This is a genomic window from Lentzea sp. HUAS TT2 (genome assembly GCF_051853195.1).
Classification (GTDB): Bacteria; Actinomycetota; Actinomycetes; order Mycobacteriales; family Pseudonocardiaceae; genus Lentzea.
On sequence record NZ_CP196667.1, the window covers coordinates 1,864,170 to 1,880,185 of the forward strand.

Genomic DNA, 16,016 nt, shown 5'->3' on the forward strand with positions numbered 1-16,016 from the left:
CTAGAACCTGCGGTAGTCGCGCGGCGAGAACCTCGGTGCCCTGCGCGGCCTCCGCAGGCCCGCCGCCTCCAGGTACATGACCGCGCGGTGGCGTTGCGGCTTGTAGGGCTCCAGCAGCTCCATCATGCCGTCGTCGTCGCCAGGGGTGCCGGTCAACGCCCACGTGACGTTCTTGGCGACGTGGTAGTCGCCGACGCTCACCGCGTCCGGATCGCCCCAGGCTCGTTGTGCGACCTCGGCCGAGGTCCACACGCCGACGCCGGGCACCTTCTCGAGCAGTTCGCGGCTGCGCATCTCGGCGGCCTTCTCCAGCCGGTGCGCCACCTGCGCGACGTTGATCAGCGTCCTGCGGCGCGCGCCGTCGAGCCCGCACTGGTGCCATTCCCAGTCCTGCAGGCCCAGCAACCGTTGCGGCGTCGGGGGAACCTTCAGCGGCTTCGGTCCGGGAGCGCTCTCACCGAACCTGCGGCCCAGCTCACGCCACGTGCGGAAGGCCTCCACGCCGGTGACCTTCTGCTCCAGGATCGAGGCGAACAGCAGGTCCCAGACCCTGTTCGTGGCGCCGAGCCGCAGCCCTGGCCGTTGCCTCCTGGCCTCGGCCACGATCGGGTGGTGGGCGACGAACTCGTCCACCGTGTCGTCGGCACCGAGCAGGGCGGGCAGGCCGTCCAACAGCCACAGCCCGCCCTCACCCCACGCCTCCGCGAGCACGTCACCGCTGGTCCTGGTGATGTGGATCGTCCCGGGCCCGCACGGAGTGTTCGCCGCGAACCAGACGCCGCCCTCCGCGCTGAAGGACGGATCGCCGGGCCCGCGGCGCAGCCTGCCGAGCACCGCGCCCAGGTCGAGTGGGAACGGTGGAGTCCATGCTCTGCTAGGCATCCGTCGAGAAGCGCACACCGGCCTCGGGCAGCACCACACCCGGCCACACGCGCGCTCCCCCGATCAGCTCGCACCGCGCACCGATCACCGCGGAGTCGCCGACCACGGCGTCCTTGAGAACCGCACCGGCCTGCACGAGCGCACCAGCACCTACGATCGAACGCTCGACCAAGGCACCCTCGCCGACAACCGCACCGTCGAACAGAATCGCGCCATCGAGCACAGCGCCGTCCGCAACCGTGCAGTTCGCACCGACCGTGCTGCCGCCTCGGAGCGTGGCACCTTCGTGCACGCTCGATCCGTCCAGCACCAGGTAGTCACCGGGCTGTGCAACTGCAGCCGACGGCGCAACACCGCGCACGAGGTCCGCGGACCCCTGCACGAACGCCTCCGGCTTGCCGAGGTCCAGCCAGTACGTGGCGTCCACGTGCCCCTGCAACCGCTTGCCCGCCTCCAGCAGCCCGGGGAACGTCTCGCGCTCCACCGACACCGGCCGCCCGGCGGGAATCGCGTCGATCACCTCACGCCGGAACACGTAACAACCGGCGTTGATCTGGTCGGTCGGCGGGTTCTCGGTCTTCTCCAGGAACGCCTGAACGCGCCCCTCGTCGTCCGTCGGCACACACCCGAACGCCCTGGGGTCCTGCACCTTGACCAGGTGCAACGTCACGTCCGCCTCGTGCTTGCGGTGCGTGTCGACGATCCCCGTCAGGTCGACCCCCGACAGGATGTCACCGTTGAAGACCATCACGTCGGGCTCACGCAGCTTGTCCGCCACGTTGCGAATCGCCCCCGCCGTGTCCAGCGGAACCTCCTCGACCACGTACTCGAGCTCCAGCCCGAGCCGCGACCCGTCCCCGAAGTACTCCTCGAACACCTCGGCCTTGTAACTGGTACCCAGCACCACGTGAGTGATGCCGGCCTCCTTGATCCGCGACAGCAGATGAGTCAAAAATGGCACCCCCGCGGTCGGGAGCATGGGCTTGGGAGCGGACAGGGTCAGCGGGCGAAGACGGGTGCCCTTGCCCCCGACCAGCACCACAGCTTCGACGCCGTGCACCTTTTTCCTCCTCCGCGTTACAGCGAGCCGTTCGACGGAATACTCTGACACGAAGCAGATCGTCATACGGGATCTGGTCCCGGCAAGGAGCTAAATCCGACATGGACCCCCGCGACCGGGCCGACGCCATGCTCGCCCGCGCCCGCGCACGTGGGCGGAACATCGTGACGCCGGACAACATGACGTCCCCGATGGACTCCTCGGACACGCAACAAATCCCTCGCTCGCTGGTCAACGCCGTGGACCCGCGCCGAGACCCGGACTCGACCATGATCCTGCAGCCCGCGCAGATGGGCCAGATGGGCCAGTCGGGGCAGCAGCAACAGCAGCAGCGTCCGCAGCACCACGCCCCGGGTCAGGCGCGACCGACGCAGCCGATGCCGGTGCAGCAGGCGCCCGCGGATGACGCGGAGATCACTCAGGTCGTGCAGCCCGGGTTGATTCCGACGGTGTCGAACCACCAGCAGGCTCGGAACTCGCTGACGCAGAGGCTCAGCGGGGACATGTGAGGAGCGGCGCGCGGCGGGCAGGCTGACGGGTCCCGGCGCGCGCGTTCGGCAGGCTGACGCGGAGGTCCCCTTGGATGTTGGATCCCCCGCGACCCAACCTGGCGAGCAGGTCTGACACTCCCGCGAAGCCGAAGGCGAGCCGTCCTTGCCAAGCCCGAGGGGCGGGGTGGCCGCCAAGCCGCGCATCTACGCAACGCCACTTCGCCCGAAGCAACAGGCGTGCCATCAACCTGCGCATGGCGTGAACCCCGGCTTTTGATCAGATTGGCGGGGTCTGGGGCGGAGCCCCAGGAACCAGCCGCCACGAGACGCCCGCAACCCACGCGACCACGGCGAAGGCGTCAGGCCCTCCGGGTAAGCAACTTCACCCGCAAAGCCAGCCCCACCTTCAACAACCCCCGAAACGGAGCCCACCCAACCCCAGCATGCCGATCAGCCATGTACCGATAAGCACTCAAGTGATGCTCCCGAAGCATCCGATCAGAAGACCGGGCAGTCGAGTGCCCTCCGATGTGCACAACTTCGGCCTCAGGGACGTAGACGTTCAACCACCCAGCAGCCCCAACACGTTCCCCGAGGTCAACATCCTCGAAGTACATGAAGTACCGCTCATCGAACCCACCGACGGAGTCGAAAGCCTCACGCCGCATCAAAAAACAGGACCCGGACAACCACCCCGCAGTGCGCTCCACAGGAGTCTTCTCCTGCCGATAGGCACGGGTCCAGGGATTGGACTTCCACACCACGGCGAACAACGCATGCCCGACCCCACGCCAAAGCGAGGGCAACAACCGGGCGGACGGGTAGACCTCCCCGGAGGGTTCCCGGATCAACGGCCCGAACATGCCCCCACGGGGCCACCGCGAAGCCGCCTCGATCAACACGTCGACGCTGCCGGGAGCGAACTCGATGTCGGGGTTGGAAATCAGCACCCACCCGACGTCGTCACCCAACGCCGCCACACCACGGTTGGCCCCGCCGCCATAACCGAGATTCCCCCCGGTGGGCAGGAAGGTCACGTGGTCTCGTGTCGAGGCGACCGACTCGGGAACACCGTCGGTGGACCCGTTGTCGGCGAGGACCACCTGCACCGGACGGGTGGTGGCCTTCGCAAGGGTGTCCACAAAGGGAGCCAGCGTCTCGCCCGGCGAGTACGTGACTGTCACGACACCAAGTCCGTCGCCGTAGTTCACGCGCGTCACCCTAGCGTCGCCCGGTTCACCGTCGGCCACGCACCAGCTTCACCGCCGGCGACGCACCAGCAGCGCGCGTTCGTAGGCCAGCCGGTGACGATCAGCGCTGACGGCCCAGGAGAACTCCTTGGCCCGCTGCTGACCCGAAGCCGCCAGCGAAGAGCGCCTCGCCGGGTCGTCCAGCAGGTCGGCGATCGCCGCGGCGATGTCACCCGCCCCGACGCCGCAATACGCCACCGCCTCCCCGCCCACCTCGGGCAGCGAGAGACGGCGGGTGGTCAGCACGCAGGCACCACAAGCCATGGCTTCCAGGACTGGCAGCCCGAAGCCCTCACCCAACGACGGGTAGGCGACCAGCTGGGCACCGCCCAGGAAACCGGCCAGCTGCTCGAACGGCAGGTAGCCGGCGCGGATCACGCGGATGCGGTGCGGCACGGCGTCCAGGGCTCGTTCGACCTGGCTGTCCCAGCCCGGCTGCCCGGCCAGCACCAGAGCAGGAGTTTCCGAACGGCCCACCATCGCCTGGGCGAAGCCGCGGATCAGGGCCGGGACGTTCTTGCGCGGCTCCAAAGCGCCGAGGAACGCCACGTAGGGGGCGTCGCCCAGCTGCAGGGTGCGACGTACCGCCATCACCTCGTCGGGCGAGGGCGGGTGGAAGCGTTCGGTGTCCACGCCGTGCTGCGCGATGTGCAGGACGCGGCGGTCGGCTCCGGCTACTCGGACCAGTTCGTCGGCGGTCGCCTGGGACGGCACGACGCACAGGTCCGCACGTCTTAGAGACGCTCGGGTCCACGTGCGGAAGAAGCGGGCCTTCACCGAGGAGTGCAGCACCGGGTCGGTGAAGAACGTCGCGTCGTGCAGCGTCACGACGGAGGCGGCCTTGCCGGCCAGCGGGAGTGTGTAGTGCGGTGAGTGCACGACGTCCACGCCCAGTGTGCGGATCAGGCGCGGCAGTGTCGTCTGTTCCCAGGCCAGGCGGGCTGTCCTGGTGGCGACGGCGTCAGCGGCGCGGACCACGCGGGCGTTCGGTGCGATCTTGCTGAAGAGCTCCTCGTCGCGCGGCTGGCACACGACGGAGAGCTTGGCCCCGTCCGCGTCCAGTGCCGCTACGAGCGAATCCACGTAACGGCCGACACCACCACGGTCTGCGGGGATCGCGGTGGCGTCGATCAGCACGCTGGGTTCGACGGTGGCCACGATCAGCTAGCGTAATGTCATTTGCGAATGCGTTAAGCGGGAATGCACTAATCCGGTCGTCAAGCGTGTGTGTCCCAGACACCCCTCGCGGTCTTTTCCCAGGTGAACTCACTCGCGCGGGTGATTCCGGCCTCGACGGTGTGACGTGGATCCGCCAGCACGGCACGCAGACCTTCCGTCAACGAGGCCAGATCGCCCCGCCGCACGACGGTTCCGGCGCCACCCGCGACCTCCACCAGAGCGGGGTCGTCGGAGTGCACGACGGGCACTCCAGCGGCCATCGCCTCCAGCACCGGCAGCCCGAACCCCTCCGCCAGGCTGGGCGCCGCGAGCACGGTGGCGCCGGCCAGCACCGAGGCGAGCCGCAGGTCCGAGACCTTGCCCAGCAACGTCACGTGCGGCGCGCTCAGATCGACGCCGCCCCAGCCCTGCGGACCGATCACGACCAACGGCACCCGAAGGCGTTCGGTCGCCCGCACCAGCAGCCCGAAACCCTTGCGCGGCTCGATGGTGCCGACCGCGAGCACGTACGACGAGGGCAGGTCGTCGGCAGGCGGTGCGACCAGTCGCGTCACGCCGTTGGGCACCACGTGCACAGGAACCTCGACGCGCACACACCCGGCCAACTGAGACGCAACAGCCTGTGTAGGCACGACCAGAGCGCGCGCCTCGCGGGCAGCGCGCGCGATCACCTTGCGGTGCCAGGCGACTCCGCGCGGCGTCAACGTCTCGGGATGCGTCCACGGCACGACGTCGTGCACGGTGACGACCGCGCCCGGCAACGGGGCGAGCGGCGTCGGGGCGTGCACGTGCGGACCGAGCTTCGGCGGCAGACCGCGCTCCCACAACGCCACCAGCACCCGGCGCGGCACCCTGATCACGCGGTCGGCACGGGACGTCGCCGCGGTCGTGACGGACCAGCCGTCAGGAGCGGACTCCTGCAGCGCGGCGAGCAGCTCCGCGGTGTAGCGGCCGGTACCGCCGGGGACCGGCGCGTTCAGTTGCTCGGTCAGCACTACTAGCTCGGGCACGTCGCGTACCGTCTCACGCCGTGTCGGCAGTCAGCACCGTGGTGGTCGTGACGTGGCGGGGCCGTGACCACATCACGGCGTGCCTGGACGGCCTCAGAGCCCAGAAGAGTCCACATAGGACGATCATCGTCGACAACGCCTCCGACGACGGCACGGCCGAGCTGATCAGCGGACACGAGGTCGTCAGGCTGCCGCGCAACCGGGGCTACGCGGGCGGACTCGCCGCCGTTCTGGACATGGTGGACACCCCGTACGTGGCGTGGCTCAACGACGACGCGGCACCGGACCCGTCGTGGCTCGCCGAGCTGGAGAGCGCTCTCGCGGGTGAGCCGGAAGCGGCGGCCGCGACCTCCTCGATCCTGCTCACGGACGGCTCGACGCAGTCCGTCGGCGTGGCGCTCACCGCGGACGGCCACGGCAGGGACGTTGTGCTCGCCGGACGCGAGGTGTTCGGTTTCTGCGGTGGCGCGGCGCTGCTCAGGACCGACGTGCTCAGGGCGGTGGGCGGCGTGCCGGCGAGCTTCTTCTGCTACTACGAGGACACCGACACGGCCTGGCGGCTGCGGCTGGCCGGGCACCGGGTGATCTCGGTCGGCCCGGCGCGGGTCCGGCACCGGCACGGCGCCAGCTCGCGACCGGGCTCGGCGCTCTTCCACCGCTGGAACGAGCGCAACCGCCTGCTGATGCTGCTGCGGTGCGCCCCGGCGTCGGTGGCGGTCACCCAGCTCGCGAAATTCCTCGCCATCACCGCGATGCTGCCCTTCCGCAAGAACGTTCCGGACGCGGCCAACTTCCGGCTCGGGCTCCGCCTGCGAGTGCTGGCAGAGGTGCTGCTCCGGCTGCCCGTCACACTCGTCCAGCGCCTGAGGATCAGGACCACCCTCCCGCGCGGGAGGGTCTGGCAGGAGTGGGCCGGCCGCTGATGTCGGGCGGCGATGGAACCTCCTGCCGCCCACAGGCGTCCCCCGTGACGATGAACCTCAGGAAGCGGCCGTGAGCCGGCCAGTACCACTCATCGTGACCGGGCTCGCCGCCGTCGTCGCCGCGATCCTGCTCGGCGCCGTCGTGCCCGAGCAGTTCGAGCTCGCGGTGCTGATGCCGTGCTGCCTGCTGTCACTCGCGTTCGCGTGGGGTCTCGGCAAGCTCGGGCCCGCGTGGCTCGTGCTGCCCGCGTTCATGGTCGTGATCCCCGGCACAGCGGTGCTGGTCGGCGACGGTCACCGCGCGTTGATGGACGTGCTCGCCACGCCCCAGACGTGCGTGATCACCAGCGTCGAGGACGTGCCGGGACCGGACAACCCGGTGTTCGCGCACCGCGTCACCTGCCCTGACGGCGCCCAGCTGCGGATCGTCGTGCGAGGTGAGCAGGACAAGCGGATGCAGCCGGGTCCGGCCACCGTGCTGCGGCATCCGCTGATGCGGCCGTTGCTCGCCGAGCGCAACGACTGGTCCGGCGAGTGGGTCTTCGGGGTACCTCTGGCTGTCCTGTTGCTGCTGATCTGTGCAACCACACTGCGGGCGCGCAGAGTGATGAGGCAGGCTTAGCGCGTGGAACGAGCCTCACTGCCCGTCGTGTCCGTTGTCGTCGTCAACTACCGCGGCGCGGAAGACACCATCACGTGCGTGCGCGGCCTGGCCGAGGTGGACTACCCCGCCGAACTGCTCCAGGTGATCGTCGTCGACAACGAGGCGCACGACACCGCACGGCTGAAGGCGGAACTGCCCGGCGCCGAGATCATCACCTCGGACAAGAACCTCGGCTTCGCGGGCGGCTGCAACCTCGGCGTCGAGCACGCCACGGGCGGGGTGCTCGCGTTCCTCAACAACGACGCCCGCGCGGACCGGAACTGGATCAAGGCCGCGATCAGGGTGTTCCACACCGAACCGGCGGTCGGCGCGGTCGCGAGCAAGGTCCTGGACTGGGACGGCCAGAAGATCGACTTCGTCGACGGCGGGCTGACCTGGTTCGGCATGGGCTACAAGCGGCACGCCGGTCAGGACGACGACGGCAGCCACGACGGCCCGAAGGACGTGCTGTTCGGCACGGGCTCGGCGATGTTCGTGCGCACCGACCTCTACAAGTTGCTCGGCGGGTTCGACGAGCGGTTCTTCATGTTCTACGAGGACGTCGACCTCGGCTGGCGGCTCAACCTGCGCGGCTGGCGGGTCCGCTACGAACCGGCGTCGCTCACGTTCCACCGCCACCACGCGTCGATGAGCTCGATCGACGAGAGCCGCGAGCTGTACCTGCTGGAGCGCAACGCACTCGCGTCGCTCTACAAGAACTTCTCCGACGAGACGCTGGCGAAGGTGCTGCCGGCCGCGCTCGCGCTGTGCGTGCGCAGGGCCACGGCACGCGGTGAGATCGATCCCACGCAGCTGGAGATCACCCGCCGCCCCTCCGACCCCGCGCTCGACCGCGAGCCCGTCGGGATGTCCCGCAAGTCGCTCGCAGGGTTCCTCGCGATCGACCAGTTCGTCGAGCTGATGCCGTCGCTGGAGAAGTCCCGCAAGATCGAGCAGGCCGCGCGCCGGATGTCGGACACCGACCTGGTTCCGTTGATGCGCAAGGCACTCGAGCCCGCCTATCCCCTGCCGCGCTACCTCGCCGCGCACGACATCCTCGTGGACGTGCTGGGACTGGACGAGGTGTTCGGCAAGCCGCGCAAGATCCTGGTGATCACCGGCGACGCGATCTCGGACCGGATGGCCGGCCCCGCGATCCGCGCCTGGCACATGGCCGACGTGCTGTCCGGCGAGCACCAGGTGCGGCTGGTCACGACGAACCCGTTGTGCGCACCGCCGGACGCCCCGTTCGGCATCGAGCGCGCCCGGCCGAAGGAGCTGCCGCCGCACGTCGCGTGGGCGGACGTCGTCGTGCTGCAGGGCCACGCGCTGGAGATGGTCGGCGAGCTGAAGAAGGAGTCGTCGACCAAGATCGTGGTCTGCGACATGTACGACCCGATGCACCTGGAACTGCTGGAACAGGGCAAGGACAAGGCAGACGACAAGCGCGCCCTCGACCTCGCCGCCGTCACCAAGGTGCTCAACACGCAGCTCGAACGCGGCGACTTCTTCCTGTGCGCGTCGGAGCGGCAGCGCCACTTCTGGCTGGGCCACCTGGCCGCGCTCGGCCGGTTGACGCCGACGTTGTACGACAACGACCCGACGACGCAGTCGCTGCTCGGGATCGTCCCCTTCGGACTGTCGGGCAAGCCGCCGCAGCGCACCGGCCCGGCGATCAAGGGCGTGGTGCCGGGCGTCACGGACGCGGACAAGGTCGTGATCTGGGCCGGTGGCGTCTACAGCTGGTTCGACCCGCTGTCGCTGATCGAGGCGATGGCCCACCTGCGCGAGCGGCAGCCGTCCGCGAAGCTGTACTTCCTCGGCATGAAGCACCCGAACCCCGAGGTCCCGGACATGGACATCGCCGGCCAGACGCGGGCGCTGTCCGCACAGTTGGGGCTGACCGGCACGAACGTGTTCTTCAACGACGGGTGGGTGACCTACACCGACCGGCAGAACTGGCTGCTCGACGCGAACTGCGGTGTCACCACGCACTACGAGCACGTGGAGACCACGTTCGCGTTCCGCACGCGGGTGCTCGACTACCTGTGGGCGGGCCTGCCGATCGTCACCACGTCCGGCGACTCGTTCGCGGACCTGGTGGAGCGCGAGGGTTTGGGCGTGGTCGTGCAGCCGGAGGACCCGGAGGCACTGGCCGACGCGCTGGAGAAGGTGCTCTACGACGAGGAGTTCGCGGCCGCGTGCCGTGAGCGCATCGCCGTTGTACGCGAACGGTTCACCTGGGAGACGGCTCTCGCGCCACTGGCCGAGTTCTGCCGCAACCCCAGGCCCGCCGCGGACCGTCTGCCCGGCTCGGCCCCCATGGTGCGCACACCGGGGCTCAGCACAGCGGACAAGGTGAAGCGGGACCTGCACCTGGTGCGCGAGTACCTGGACGCGGGTGGCCCGACCGAGTTGGCCAAGCGGGCGACGGGGCGTCTGCGGAAAATCGCGCGTGGTGGCAGGTAAATGGCGAGAACCCCGAAACCCCTCAGGGTGCTGCTGGACGGCACCCCACTGCTAGGAAACCGCACCGGAATCGGGCGCTACACATCGGCTTTGGCCGAGGAGCTGGCGTCGATGGCGGACGACGTCGACCTGCGGGCGGTGGCGTTCACACTGCGCGGCTGGCGTGCGTTGCGCACGATCCTGCCGCACGACGTGACGGCGCGCGGGCTGCCCGTCTCGGCACGGGCGTTGCGCCAGATGTGGTTGCGTGCCCCGTTCCCGCCGGTGGAGATGCTGGCCGGGTTCACCGATGTCATGCACGCCACGAACTTCGTGCTGCCGCCGACGATCAGCGCCGGCAAGGTCGTCACGATCCACGACCTGGCGTTCCTGGACGCCCCCGATGACCTGCCGCCGTCGGATCGCCGGCTGCCGGAGCTGGTCCGGCTCTCGGCGCAGCGCGCGGACGTCATCTGCACGCCGACCGCGGCCGTCGCCTCCGTGGTGGCGGACCGATTCTCGGTGCCGCTGGAGAAGATCGTGGTGACGCCGCTGGGCGTCGACCCCGCCTGGTTCGCCTCGCGGCCGCCGTCGCCGACGTTGCGCGGGCGGCTGGGACTGGGCTCGGAGTACCTGCTGTTCGTGGGTGCGGACGGGCCGCGCAAGGGCCTGGAGTACCTGGTCAAGGCGCACGCGTCCGATCCTTCGCTGCCACCGCTCGTGATCGTCGGACCCGGCCGGGCCGGCGTCGAGGGCAGGGTGCTGCGGACCGGATACCTGTCGGACGTGCACCTGCGGTCCGTCGTGGCGGGTGCCACGGCGCTGGTGCTGCCGTCGCGGGACGAGGGCTTCGGGCTGCCGGTGCTGGAAGCCCTGGCGTGCAACGTGCCCGTGGTGTGTTCGGACGTGCCCGCGTTGCGCGAGGTCGCCGGCGGGCACGCGTTGCACGTGCCGGTCGGGGACGTCGAGGCGCTGGCCGACGGGCTGGCTCGGGCTGTCGCGGCGCCGACCACTCCCGAGGCGCAGTCCGAACGACGGGCGTACGCGTCCGGGTTCACCTGGCGGCGGTGCGCGGAACGCACGGTCGAGGCGTACCGGCGGAGCAGGGCCTGACATTGGCGGCAGAGGGCGTCAGGAAATCCTGACGCCCCAACGACTTCACCGAGAGCGCGGCCTCGGGGACGACTTGTCGAGCTGGCTCATCGACACCTGCCGCGAGCCCGTGACAACAGCAACGCACTTCAGGAAGCGCTGCCGATCGGAATCCGTTGTCGCGGGACGCTGAGGTTTGCGCCCGGAATCGAACATGCCGAACAGGTTCCCGTACTTGGGACTACCGTGCCAGACCGCTCACTCCAATGGCGCAGCATCGGTACGGGGAGCTACCACCCCGGCCCTGACTGCCTCCGAAAGGGCGCTTCGCCAGTGCGGCAACGGGCGCAGTCCGGCTGCCTCCCACGCCGCACCCGACAGCACCGAGTAGGCGGGTCGCGGGGCCGGGCGCGGGAAGTCCGCCGTGGTGCACGGCTGGACGCGGGCCGGGTCGGCGCCGAGCTCCTCGAAGATCGCCTGGGCGAACCGGAACCACGTGGTCTGGCCGCCACCGGTCGCGTGCAGCAGGCGCGTCTCCGGCAGCACCGAGGCCAGCTCGAGCAGCCCTGCCGCGAGGTCGTGCGACCACGTCGGCGAACCGGCCTGGTCGTCCACAACGGACAGTGAAGGCCGCGAGGACTCCAGCGCTGCCATGGTCTTCACGAAGTTCGAGCCGTGCACGCCGTACACCCACGCGGTGCGCACGACGTACCCGCCCGCTTCCAGCACGCGGTGTTCGCCTTCGAGCTTCGTGCGGCCGTACGCGGACTTGGGGCCGACCGGGTCGGTGGTCTCGTACGGCCGGGTGCCGTCGCCGGAGAACACGTAGTCCGTCGAGACGTGGATCATCGGGATGCCGAGGGAGGCACACGCCTGCGCCAGCAGACCGGGACCGACGGCGTTGACCGCGAAGGCACGCTCCTCGTCGGTCTCCGCGGCGTCGACCGCGGTGTACGCGGCGCAGTTGATCACCGCGGAGGCGCCTTCCAGCGCCTCGGGCGTGACCTGGGTGATGTCCAGCTCGGCGGACGACACCGCGCGGACGTCATCGGACAGTGCGGCGAGGTCGTGACCGAGCTGGCCACGACCACCGGGAACGAGGATCAACTTTCTCAGCCCTTCGCCAGCGCGGCGCGCTCTTTGAGCGGTTCCCACCACGCGCGGTTCTCGCGGTACCACTCGACGGTGTCCGCGAGGCCGACCTCGAAGTCGACCTGCGGCGCGTAGCCGAGCTCAGAGGAGATCTTGGAGATGTCGACCGAGTAGCGGCGGTCGTGACCCTTGCGGTCCTGCACCGGCTCGACGGCCGTCCAGTCGCGGCCCGTCGCGGCGATCAGCCTCTCGGTCAGCTCGCGGTTCGTGAGCTCCGTGCCGCCGCCGATGTTGTAGATCTCACCAGCGCGGCCGGCCTCGGCGACGAGCTGGATGCCGCGGCAGTGGTCGGCCACGTGCAGCCAGTCGCGCACGTTCAGGCCGTCACCGTAGAGAGGCACGTTCTTGCCGTCGATCAAATTGGTGACGAAGAGCGGAATCACCTTTTCGGGGAACTGGTACGGCCCGTAGTTGTTCGAACACCGAGTGATGCTCACGGGCAGCCCGTGCGTGCGGTGGAACGCGCGCGCCAGCAGGTCCGACGAGGCCTTGGAGGCCGAGTACGGCGAGTTCGGCTCGAGGATGTGCGTCTCGGTCCAGGAGCCCTCCTCGATCGAGCCGTAGACCTCGTCCGTCGAGACGTGGACGAACCGGCCCACACCCGCGTTCAGGGCGCCCTGCAGCAGCGTCTGCGTGCCCAGGACGTTCGTGAGGACGAAGTCGGCCGAGCCCTCGATGGAGCGGTCGACGTGCGACTCGGCCGCGAAGTGCACGACGACGTCGACGCCGCGCATCTGCTCGGCGACCACGGCGGCGTCGCAGATGTCGCCCTGGACGAACTCGAACTTGCCGGCGACCGGCGCGAGGTTGGTCTCACTACCCGCGTAGGTGAGCTTGTCCAGCACCACCACTTCCGCACCGGCGAACGCCGGGTAGGACCCGCTCACCAACTCCCGCACGTAGTGCGAGCCGATGAAACCGGCCCCACCTGTCACCAGTACGCGCATGCCATTTCCTCCCGTGGTGATTCCCCGCTAGCAGTCTGTCACGTAGCTGATCGCTGCAACCCACAGCAACGTCACGTCGTCTGACCTATAAACGACATAAGCTGTGCATGGTACGGGGAGGAATCAGCAGTGGAAGGCAGAAGCCTGCCGGTCAGGGTCGGGGCAGCCCGGCCTTCTTCGGCTTTCCGCGCTTTCCTGGTCACCGGGAAGATCTTCGTTTCGCTCTTCTCCGCCGCTGTGCTCCTGGTCACGTCTTACGGCTGGAACCAGCTGCGGTCGGCCAATGACGGAATCGTCAAGACCAAGGTCATCGCCGACGACGTGACGGTCCAGGGACCCAAGCCGCTCGACGGCGCGGTCGACATCCTGCTCGTCGGCATCGACAGCCGCACCGACGCCCAGGGCAACCCGTTGTCGAAGGAAGTCCTGAACCTGCTCAACGGCGGTTACGCCGACGGCGAGCAGAACACCGACACGATGATCCTCGTGCACATCCCGGTCGACGGGACCCGCGCGGTCGCGATCTCGTTCCCCCGCGACTCCTACGTCGAGATGGCGGACGGGTTCGGCAAGCACAAGCTCAACTCGGCGTTCGCCCGCCAGCGCAACACGATCGACCAGGAGCTGCGTTCACAGGGCGTGACCGACGAGCAGCGGATCCGCGACGAGTCGATGGCCGCCGGCCGCAAGACGCTGATCAAGACGATCGAGAACCTGTCCGGCGGCGCCGTGCGGATCGACCGCTACGCCGAGGTCAACCTCGCCAGCTTCTACGAGGTCACCAAGGCCATCGGCGGCGTCGAGGTGTGTCTGCGGGAACCGACCTCCGACCGCGACTCCGGCGCCAACTTCCAGGCGGGCCAGCAGACCATCGAGGGCGCGGCCGCGTTGTCGTTCGTGCGGCAGCGCAAGAACCTGCCCGGCGGCGACCTCGACCGGATCGTGCGCCAGCAGGTGTTCATCGGGGCGCTGGCGAAGAAGGTGCTGTCGACCGGCACGCTGACGGACCCGAGCAAGCTCAACGGGCTGGTCGAGGCCGTGCAGAAGTCGGTGATCCTCAGCGACGGCTGGGACATCACCACGTTCGCCGAGCAGATGCAGGGCCTCGTCGGCGGCAACTTCGAGTTCAAGACCATCCCCGTCGGTGACCCGACGGACACCTACAGCGACGGCAACGTGCTGCCGGTGAACCCCGCGCAGGTGCGCAAGTTCCTCACCACCCTGGCCTCGGACAAGGACACGACGAGCAAGCCGCCGACGACGACCACGACCCTGCCCGCGCCGCCGAACTCCTCGATCACCGTGCAGGTCTACAACGCGGCGGGCGTCCAGGGGCTCGCGACGCAGGTGATGAACACGTTGGTGGCCAAGGGCTTCCAGCGCGGGCCCGTGGGGTCGGCGCAGCAGAACAGCGACACCACCGTCGTGCGGTACGCGACCGGCGAGGAGGGCTCGGCGCGCAAGGTCGCCGCGGAGCTCGGGGCCGGCGTGACGGTCGAGGAGGACGCGTCCGTCCGAAAGGGACAGATCCAGGTCTACGTCGGCGGTGACTACCAGGCGCAGGGTGGCGACTCCGAGGACGTCGAACCGCAGGGCGTTCCCGGCACGTCGACGGCCGTCAGCTCCAGCAGCACCCCGCCGATCACGGCGGGCGGACTGGTCTGCGTGAACTGAAACCCCGGCGTAACGGGCTTCCGATAGTTACGCTGAGCACGCAAGTCCAGTACACGGAGGGTCAGACGTTGAGCACTGCCGCACGCGCGAAAAAGACCGCACGGGTCATCGGCCGTACGGTGGTAGCGCTCGTCGCCGTGACAACGCTGGTGTTCTCCGGCTACTTCTGGACAGCGCTGCGACTGGTGAAGCAGAACACCAACACCACGCAGATCCTCCAGGTGCTGGAGGACATCCCGAACTCGCCGCCCGTCGAGGACGGCGCGATCGACATCCTGCTGGTGGGCAGCGACAGCCGGACGGACGCGCAGGGCAGGCCACTTCCCGCCGACGTGCTGCGCAAGCTGCGCACCGAGGGCACGGACACGGTGAACACGGACACGATCATCGCGATGCGCGTGCCCCGCAACGGCGGCAAGGCCAGCGCCATCTCGATCCCGCGCGACACGTACGTCCCGATCCCCGGATACCGCGAGGACAAGATCAATTCCGCGTACGGCGCGGTGAAGTACCTGACCGCCGAACGGTTGCTGGCCGAGGGCGTGAGCGACCAGCAGGAGCGCGAGCGCAGGTCCGACGAGGCCGGGCGCAAGGCGCTGGTGCAGGTGGTGCAGGACCTGACGGGGATGCGCGTCGACCACTACGCGGAGATCAACCTGTACGGGTTCTACCTGCTGACCGAGGTGATCGGCGGCGTGCAGGTGTGCCTGAAGGCCGGCACGTCGGACCCGAACTCCGGTGCGAACTTCCGCGCGGGCCCGCAGACGATCTCGGGCGGTGACGCGCTGTCGTTCGTGCGGCAGCGGAACATGCCCGGTGGTGACCTCGGTCGCATCGCGCGGCAGCAGGTGTTCATGTCGCAGGCGATGAAGCAGCTGCTGTCCGCCGGCACGTTCACCGATCCGGGCAAGATGAGCGGCCTGCTCGACGCGGTGTCGAAGTCCGTGGTCGTGGACCAGAAGCTCGACATCGCGACGCTGGCGACGCAGGCGCAGGGCCTCGCGTCGGGCAACGTGGAGTTCGCCACGATCCCGGTGACGAACATCGACGGCCGCAACGAACGCGGTCAGAGCATCGTGACGGTCGACCCCGCGGCGGTGAAGGCGTGGGTGGCGCAGCTGATCGGGGAGACCCCGAAGCCCGCTCCCTCGTCGACGACCCCGAGTACGCCCGCGCGGTTCGGTCCTGAAAAGCTGCTCTCGCTGGACGGCGCGCACGCCGTCGCAGCGCAACAGGATGTGCCCTGCGTCGACTAGGAGTTCCGC

At 69.2% G+C, this 16,016-nt stretch carries 14 protein-coding genes; 7 read left to right on the plus strand and 7 right to left on the minus strand.

Features of this window, described 5'->3' with window-relative positions:
- Both ACSHWB_RS09105 and ACSHWB_RS09110 read right to left on the minus strand, forming a co-directional pair.
- Positions 1 to 882 carry a DNA-3-methyladenine glycosylase family protein gene (locus ACSHWB_RS09105; RefSeq protein WP_439661644.1) on the minus strand — a complete coding sequence of 294 codons (882 nt, stop codon included), beginning with the start codon at positions 880 to 882 and terminating at the stop codon, positions 1 to 3.
- Entirely contained in the window at positions 875 to 1,942 is a 1,068-nt protein-coding gene (locus tag ACSHWB_RS09110; RefSeq protein WP_439661645.1) for a sugar phosphate nucleotidyltransferase, read from the minus strand. Before ACSHWB_RS09110 ends, ACSHWB_RS09105 begins: the two co-directional genes overlap by 8 nt.
- Positions 1,943 to 2,043: 101 nt before the next feature.
- Here ACSHWB_RS09110 and ACSHWB_RS09115 point away from each other — a divergent pair, with 101 nt between their 5' ends.
- Positions 2,044 to 2,451 carry a hypothetical protein gene (locus ACSHWB_RS09115; protein WP_439661646.1) on the plus strand — a complete coding sequence of 136 codons (408 nt, stop codon included), beginning with the start codon at positions 2,044 to 2,046 and terminating at the stop codon, positions 2,449 to 2,451.
- 341 nt (positions 2,452 to 2,792) lie between these two features.
- On the opposite strand, the gene ACSHWB_RS09120 is transcribed toward ACSHWB_RS09115, so the two are convergent.
- The 3 genes from ACSHWB_RS09120 to ACSHWB_RS09130 all read right to left on the minus strand — a co-directional run bounded on the left by ACSHWB_RS09120 (position 2,793) and on the right by ACSHWB_RS09130 (position 5,872).
- Complete coding sequence (locus ACSHWB_RS09120; protein WP_439661647.1) at positions 2,793 to 3,644, minus strand: glycosyltransferase family 2 protein; 852 nt, start codon at positions 3,642 to 3,644, stop codon at positions 2,793 to 2,795.
- 48 nt (positions 3,645 to 3,692) lie between these two features.
- Entirely contained in the window at positions 3,693 to 4,820 is a 1,128-nt protein-coding gene (locus tag ACSHWB_RS09125) for a glycosyltransferase family 4 protein (RefSeq protein WP_439664550.1), read from the minus strand.
- An 80-nt stretch (positions 4,821 to 4,900) separates the two neighbouring features.
- A complete protein-coding gene (locus tag ACSHWB_RS09130) occupies positions 4,901 to 5,872 on the minus strand; it encodes a glycosyltransferase family 4 protein (RefSeq protein WP_439661648.1) in 972 nt (323 codons plus the stop codon).
- A 20-nt stretch (positions 5,873 to 5,892) separates the two neighbouring features.
- Here ACSHWB_RS09130 and ACSHWB_RS09135 point away from each other — a divergent pair, with 20 nt between their 5' ends.
- The 4 genes from ACSHWB_RS09135 (at position 5,893) to ACSHWB_RS09150 (ending at position 10,999) form a co-directional block, all read left to right on the plus strand.
- Positions 5,893 to 6,795 carry a glycosyltransferase family 2 protein gene (locus ACSHWB_RS09135; protein ID WP_439661649.1) on the plus strand — a complete coding sequence of 301 codons (903 nt, stop codon included), beginning with the start codon at positions 5,893 to 5,895 and terminating at the stop codon, positions 6,793 to 6,795.
- Positions 6,796 to 6,865: 70 nt separating this feature from the next.
- Positions 6,866 to 7,417, plus strand: coding sequence for a hypothetical protein (locus ACSHWB_RS09140; protein WP_439661650.1), 552 nt, complete (start codon positions 6,866 to 6,868; stop codon positions 7,415 to 7,417).
- A gap of 3 nt (positions 7,418 to 7,420) precedes the next feature.
- On the plus strand, positions 7,421 to 9,907 hold the full coding sequence (locus tag ACSHWB_RS09145) for a glycosyltransferase (RefSeq protein WP_439661651.1): 2,487 nt from the start codon (positions 7,421 to 7,423) through the stop codon (positions 9,905 to 9,907).
- Complete coding sequence (locus tag ACSHWB_RS09150; protein ID WP_439661652.1) at positions 9,908 to 10,999, plus strand: glycosyltransferase family 4 protein; 1,092 nt, start codon at positions 9,908 to 9,910, stop codon at positions 10,997 to 10,999. It abuts the gene before it with no gap.
- A gap of 237 nt (positions 11,000 to 11,236) precedes the next feature.
- Here the strand turns inward: ACSHWB_RS09150 and rfbD are convergent, their stop codons facing one another.
- Both rfbD and rfbB read right to left on the minus strand, forming a co-directional pair.
- Positions 11,237 to 12,085, minus strand: a complete 849-nt coding sequence (gene rfbD / locus ACSHWB_RS09155; RefSeq protein WP_439661653.1) for a dTDP-4-dehydrorhamnose reductase — start codon at positions 12,083 to 12,085, stop codon at positions 11,237 to 11,239.
- Positions 12,086 to 12,090: 5 nt separating this feature from the next.
- Positions 12,091 to 13,077, minus strand: coding sequence for a dTDP-glucose 4,6-dehydratase (gene rfbB / locus ACSHWB_RS09160; protein WP_439661654.1), 987 nt, complete (start codon positions 13,075 to 13,077; stop codon positions 12,091 to 12,093).
- Between the two features lie 129 nt (positions 13,078 to 13,206).
- Here rfbB and ACSHWB_RS09165 point away from each other — a divergent pair, with 129 nt between their 5' ends.
- A complete protein-coding gene (locus tag ACSHWB_RS09165; protein WP_439661655.1) occupies positions 13,207 to 14,751 on the plus strand; it encodes an LCP family protein in 1,545 nt (514 codons plus the stop codon).
- A 68-nt stretch (positions 14,752 to 14,819) separates the two neighbouring features.
- Positions 14,820 to 16,007: an LCP family protein gene (locus ACSHWB_RS09170; protein ID WP_439661656.1), complete on the plus strand. Its 1,188-nt coding sequence runs from the start codon at positions 14,820 to 14,822 to the stop codon at positions 16,005 to 16,007.
- The last annotated feature ends 9 nt before the right edge of the window (positions 16,008 to 16,016 follow it).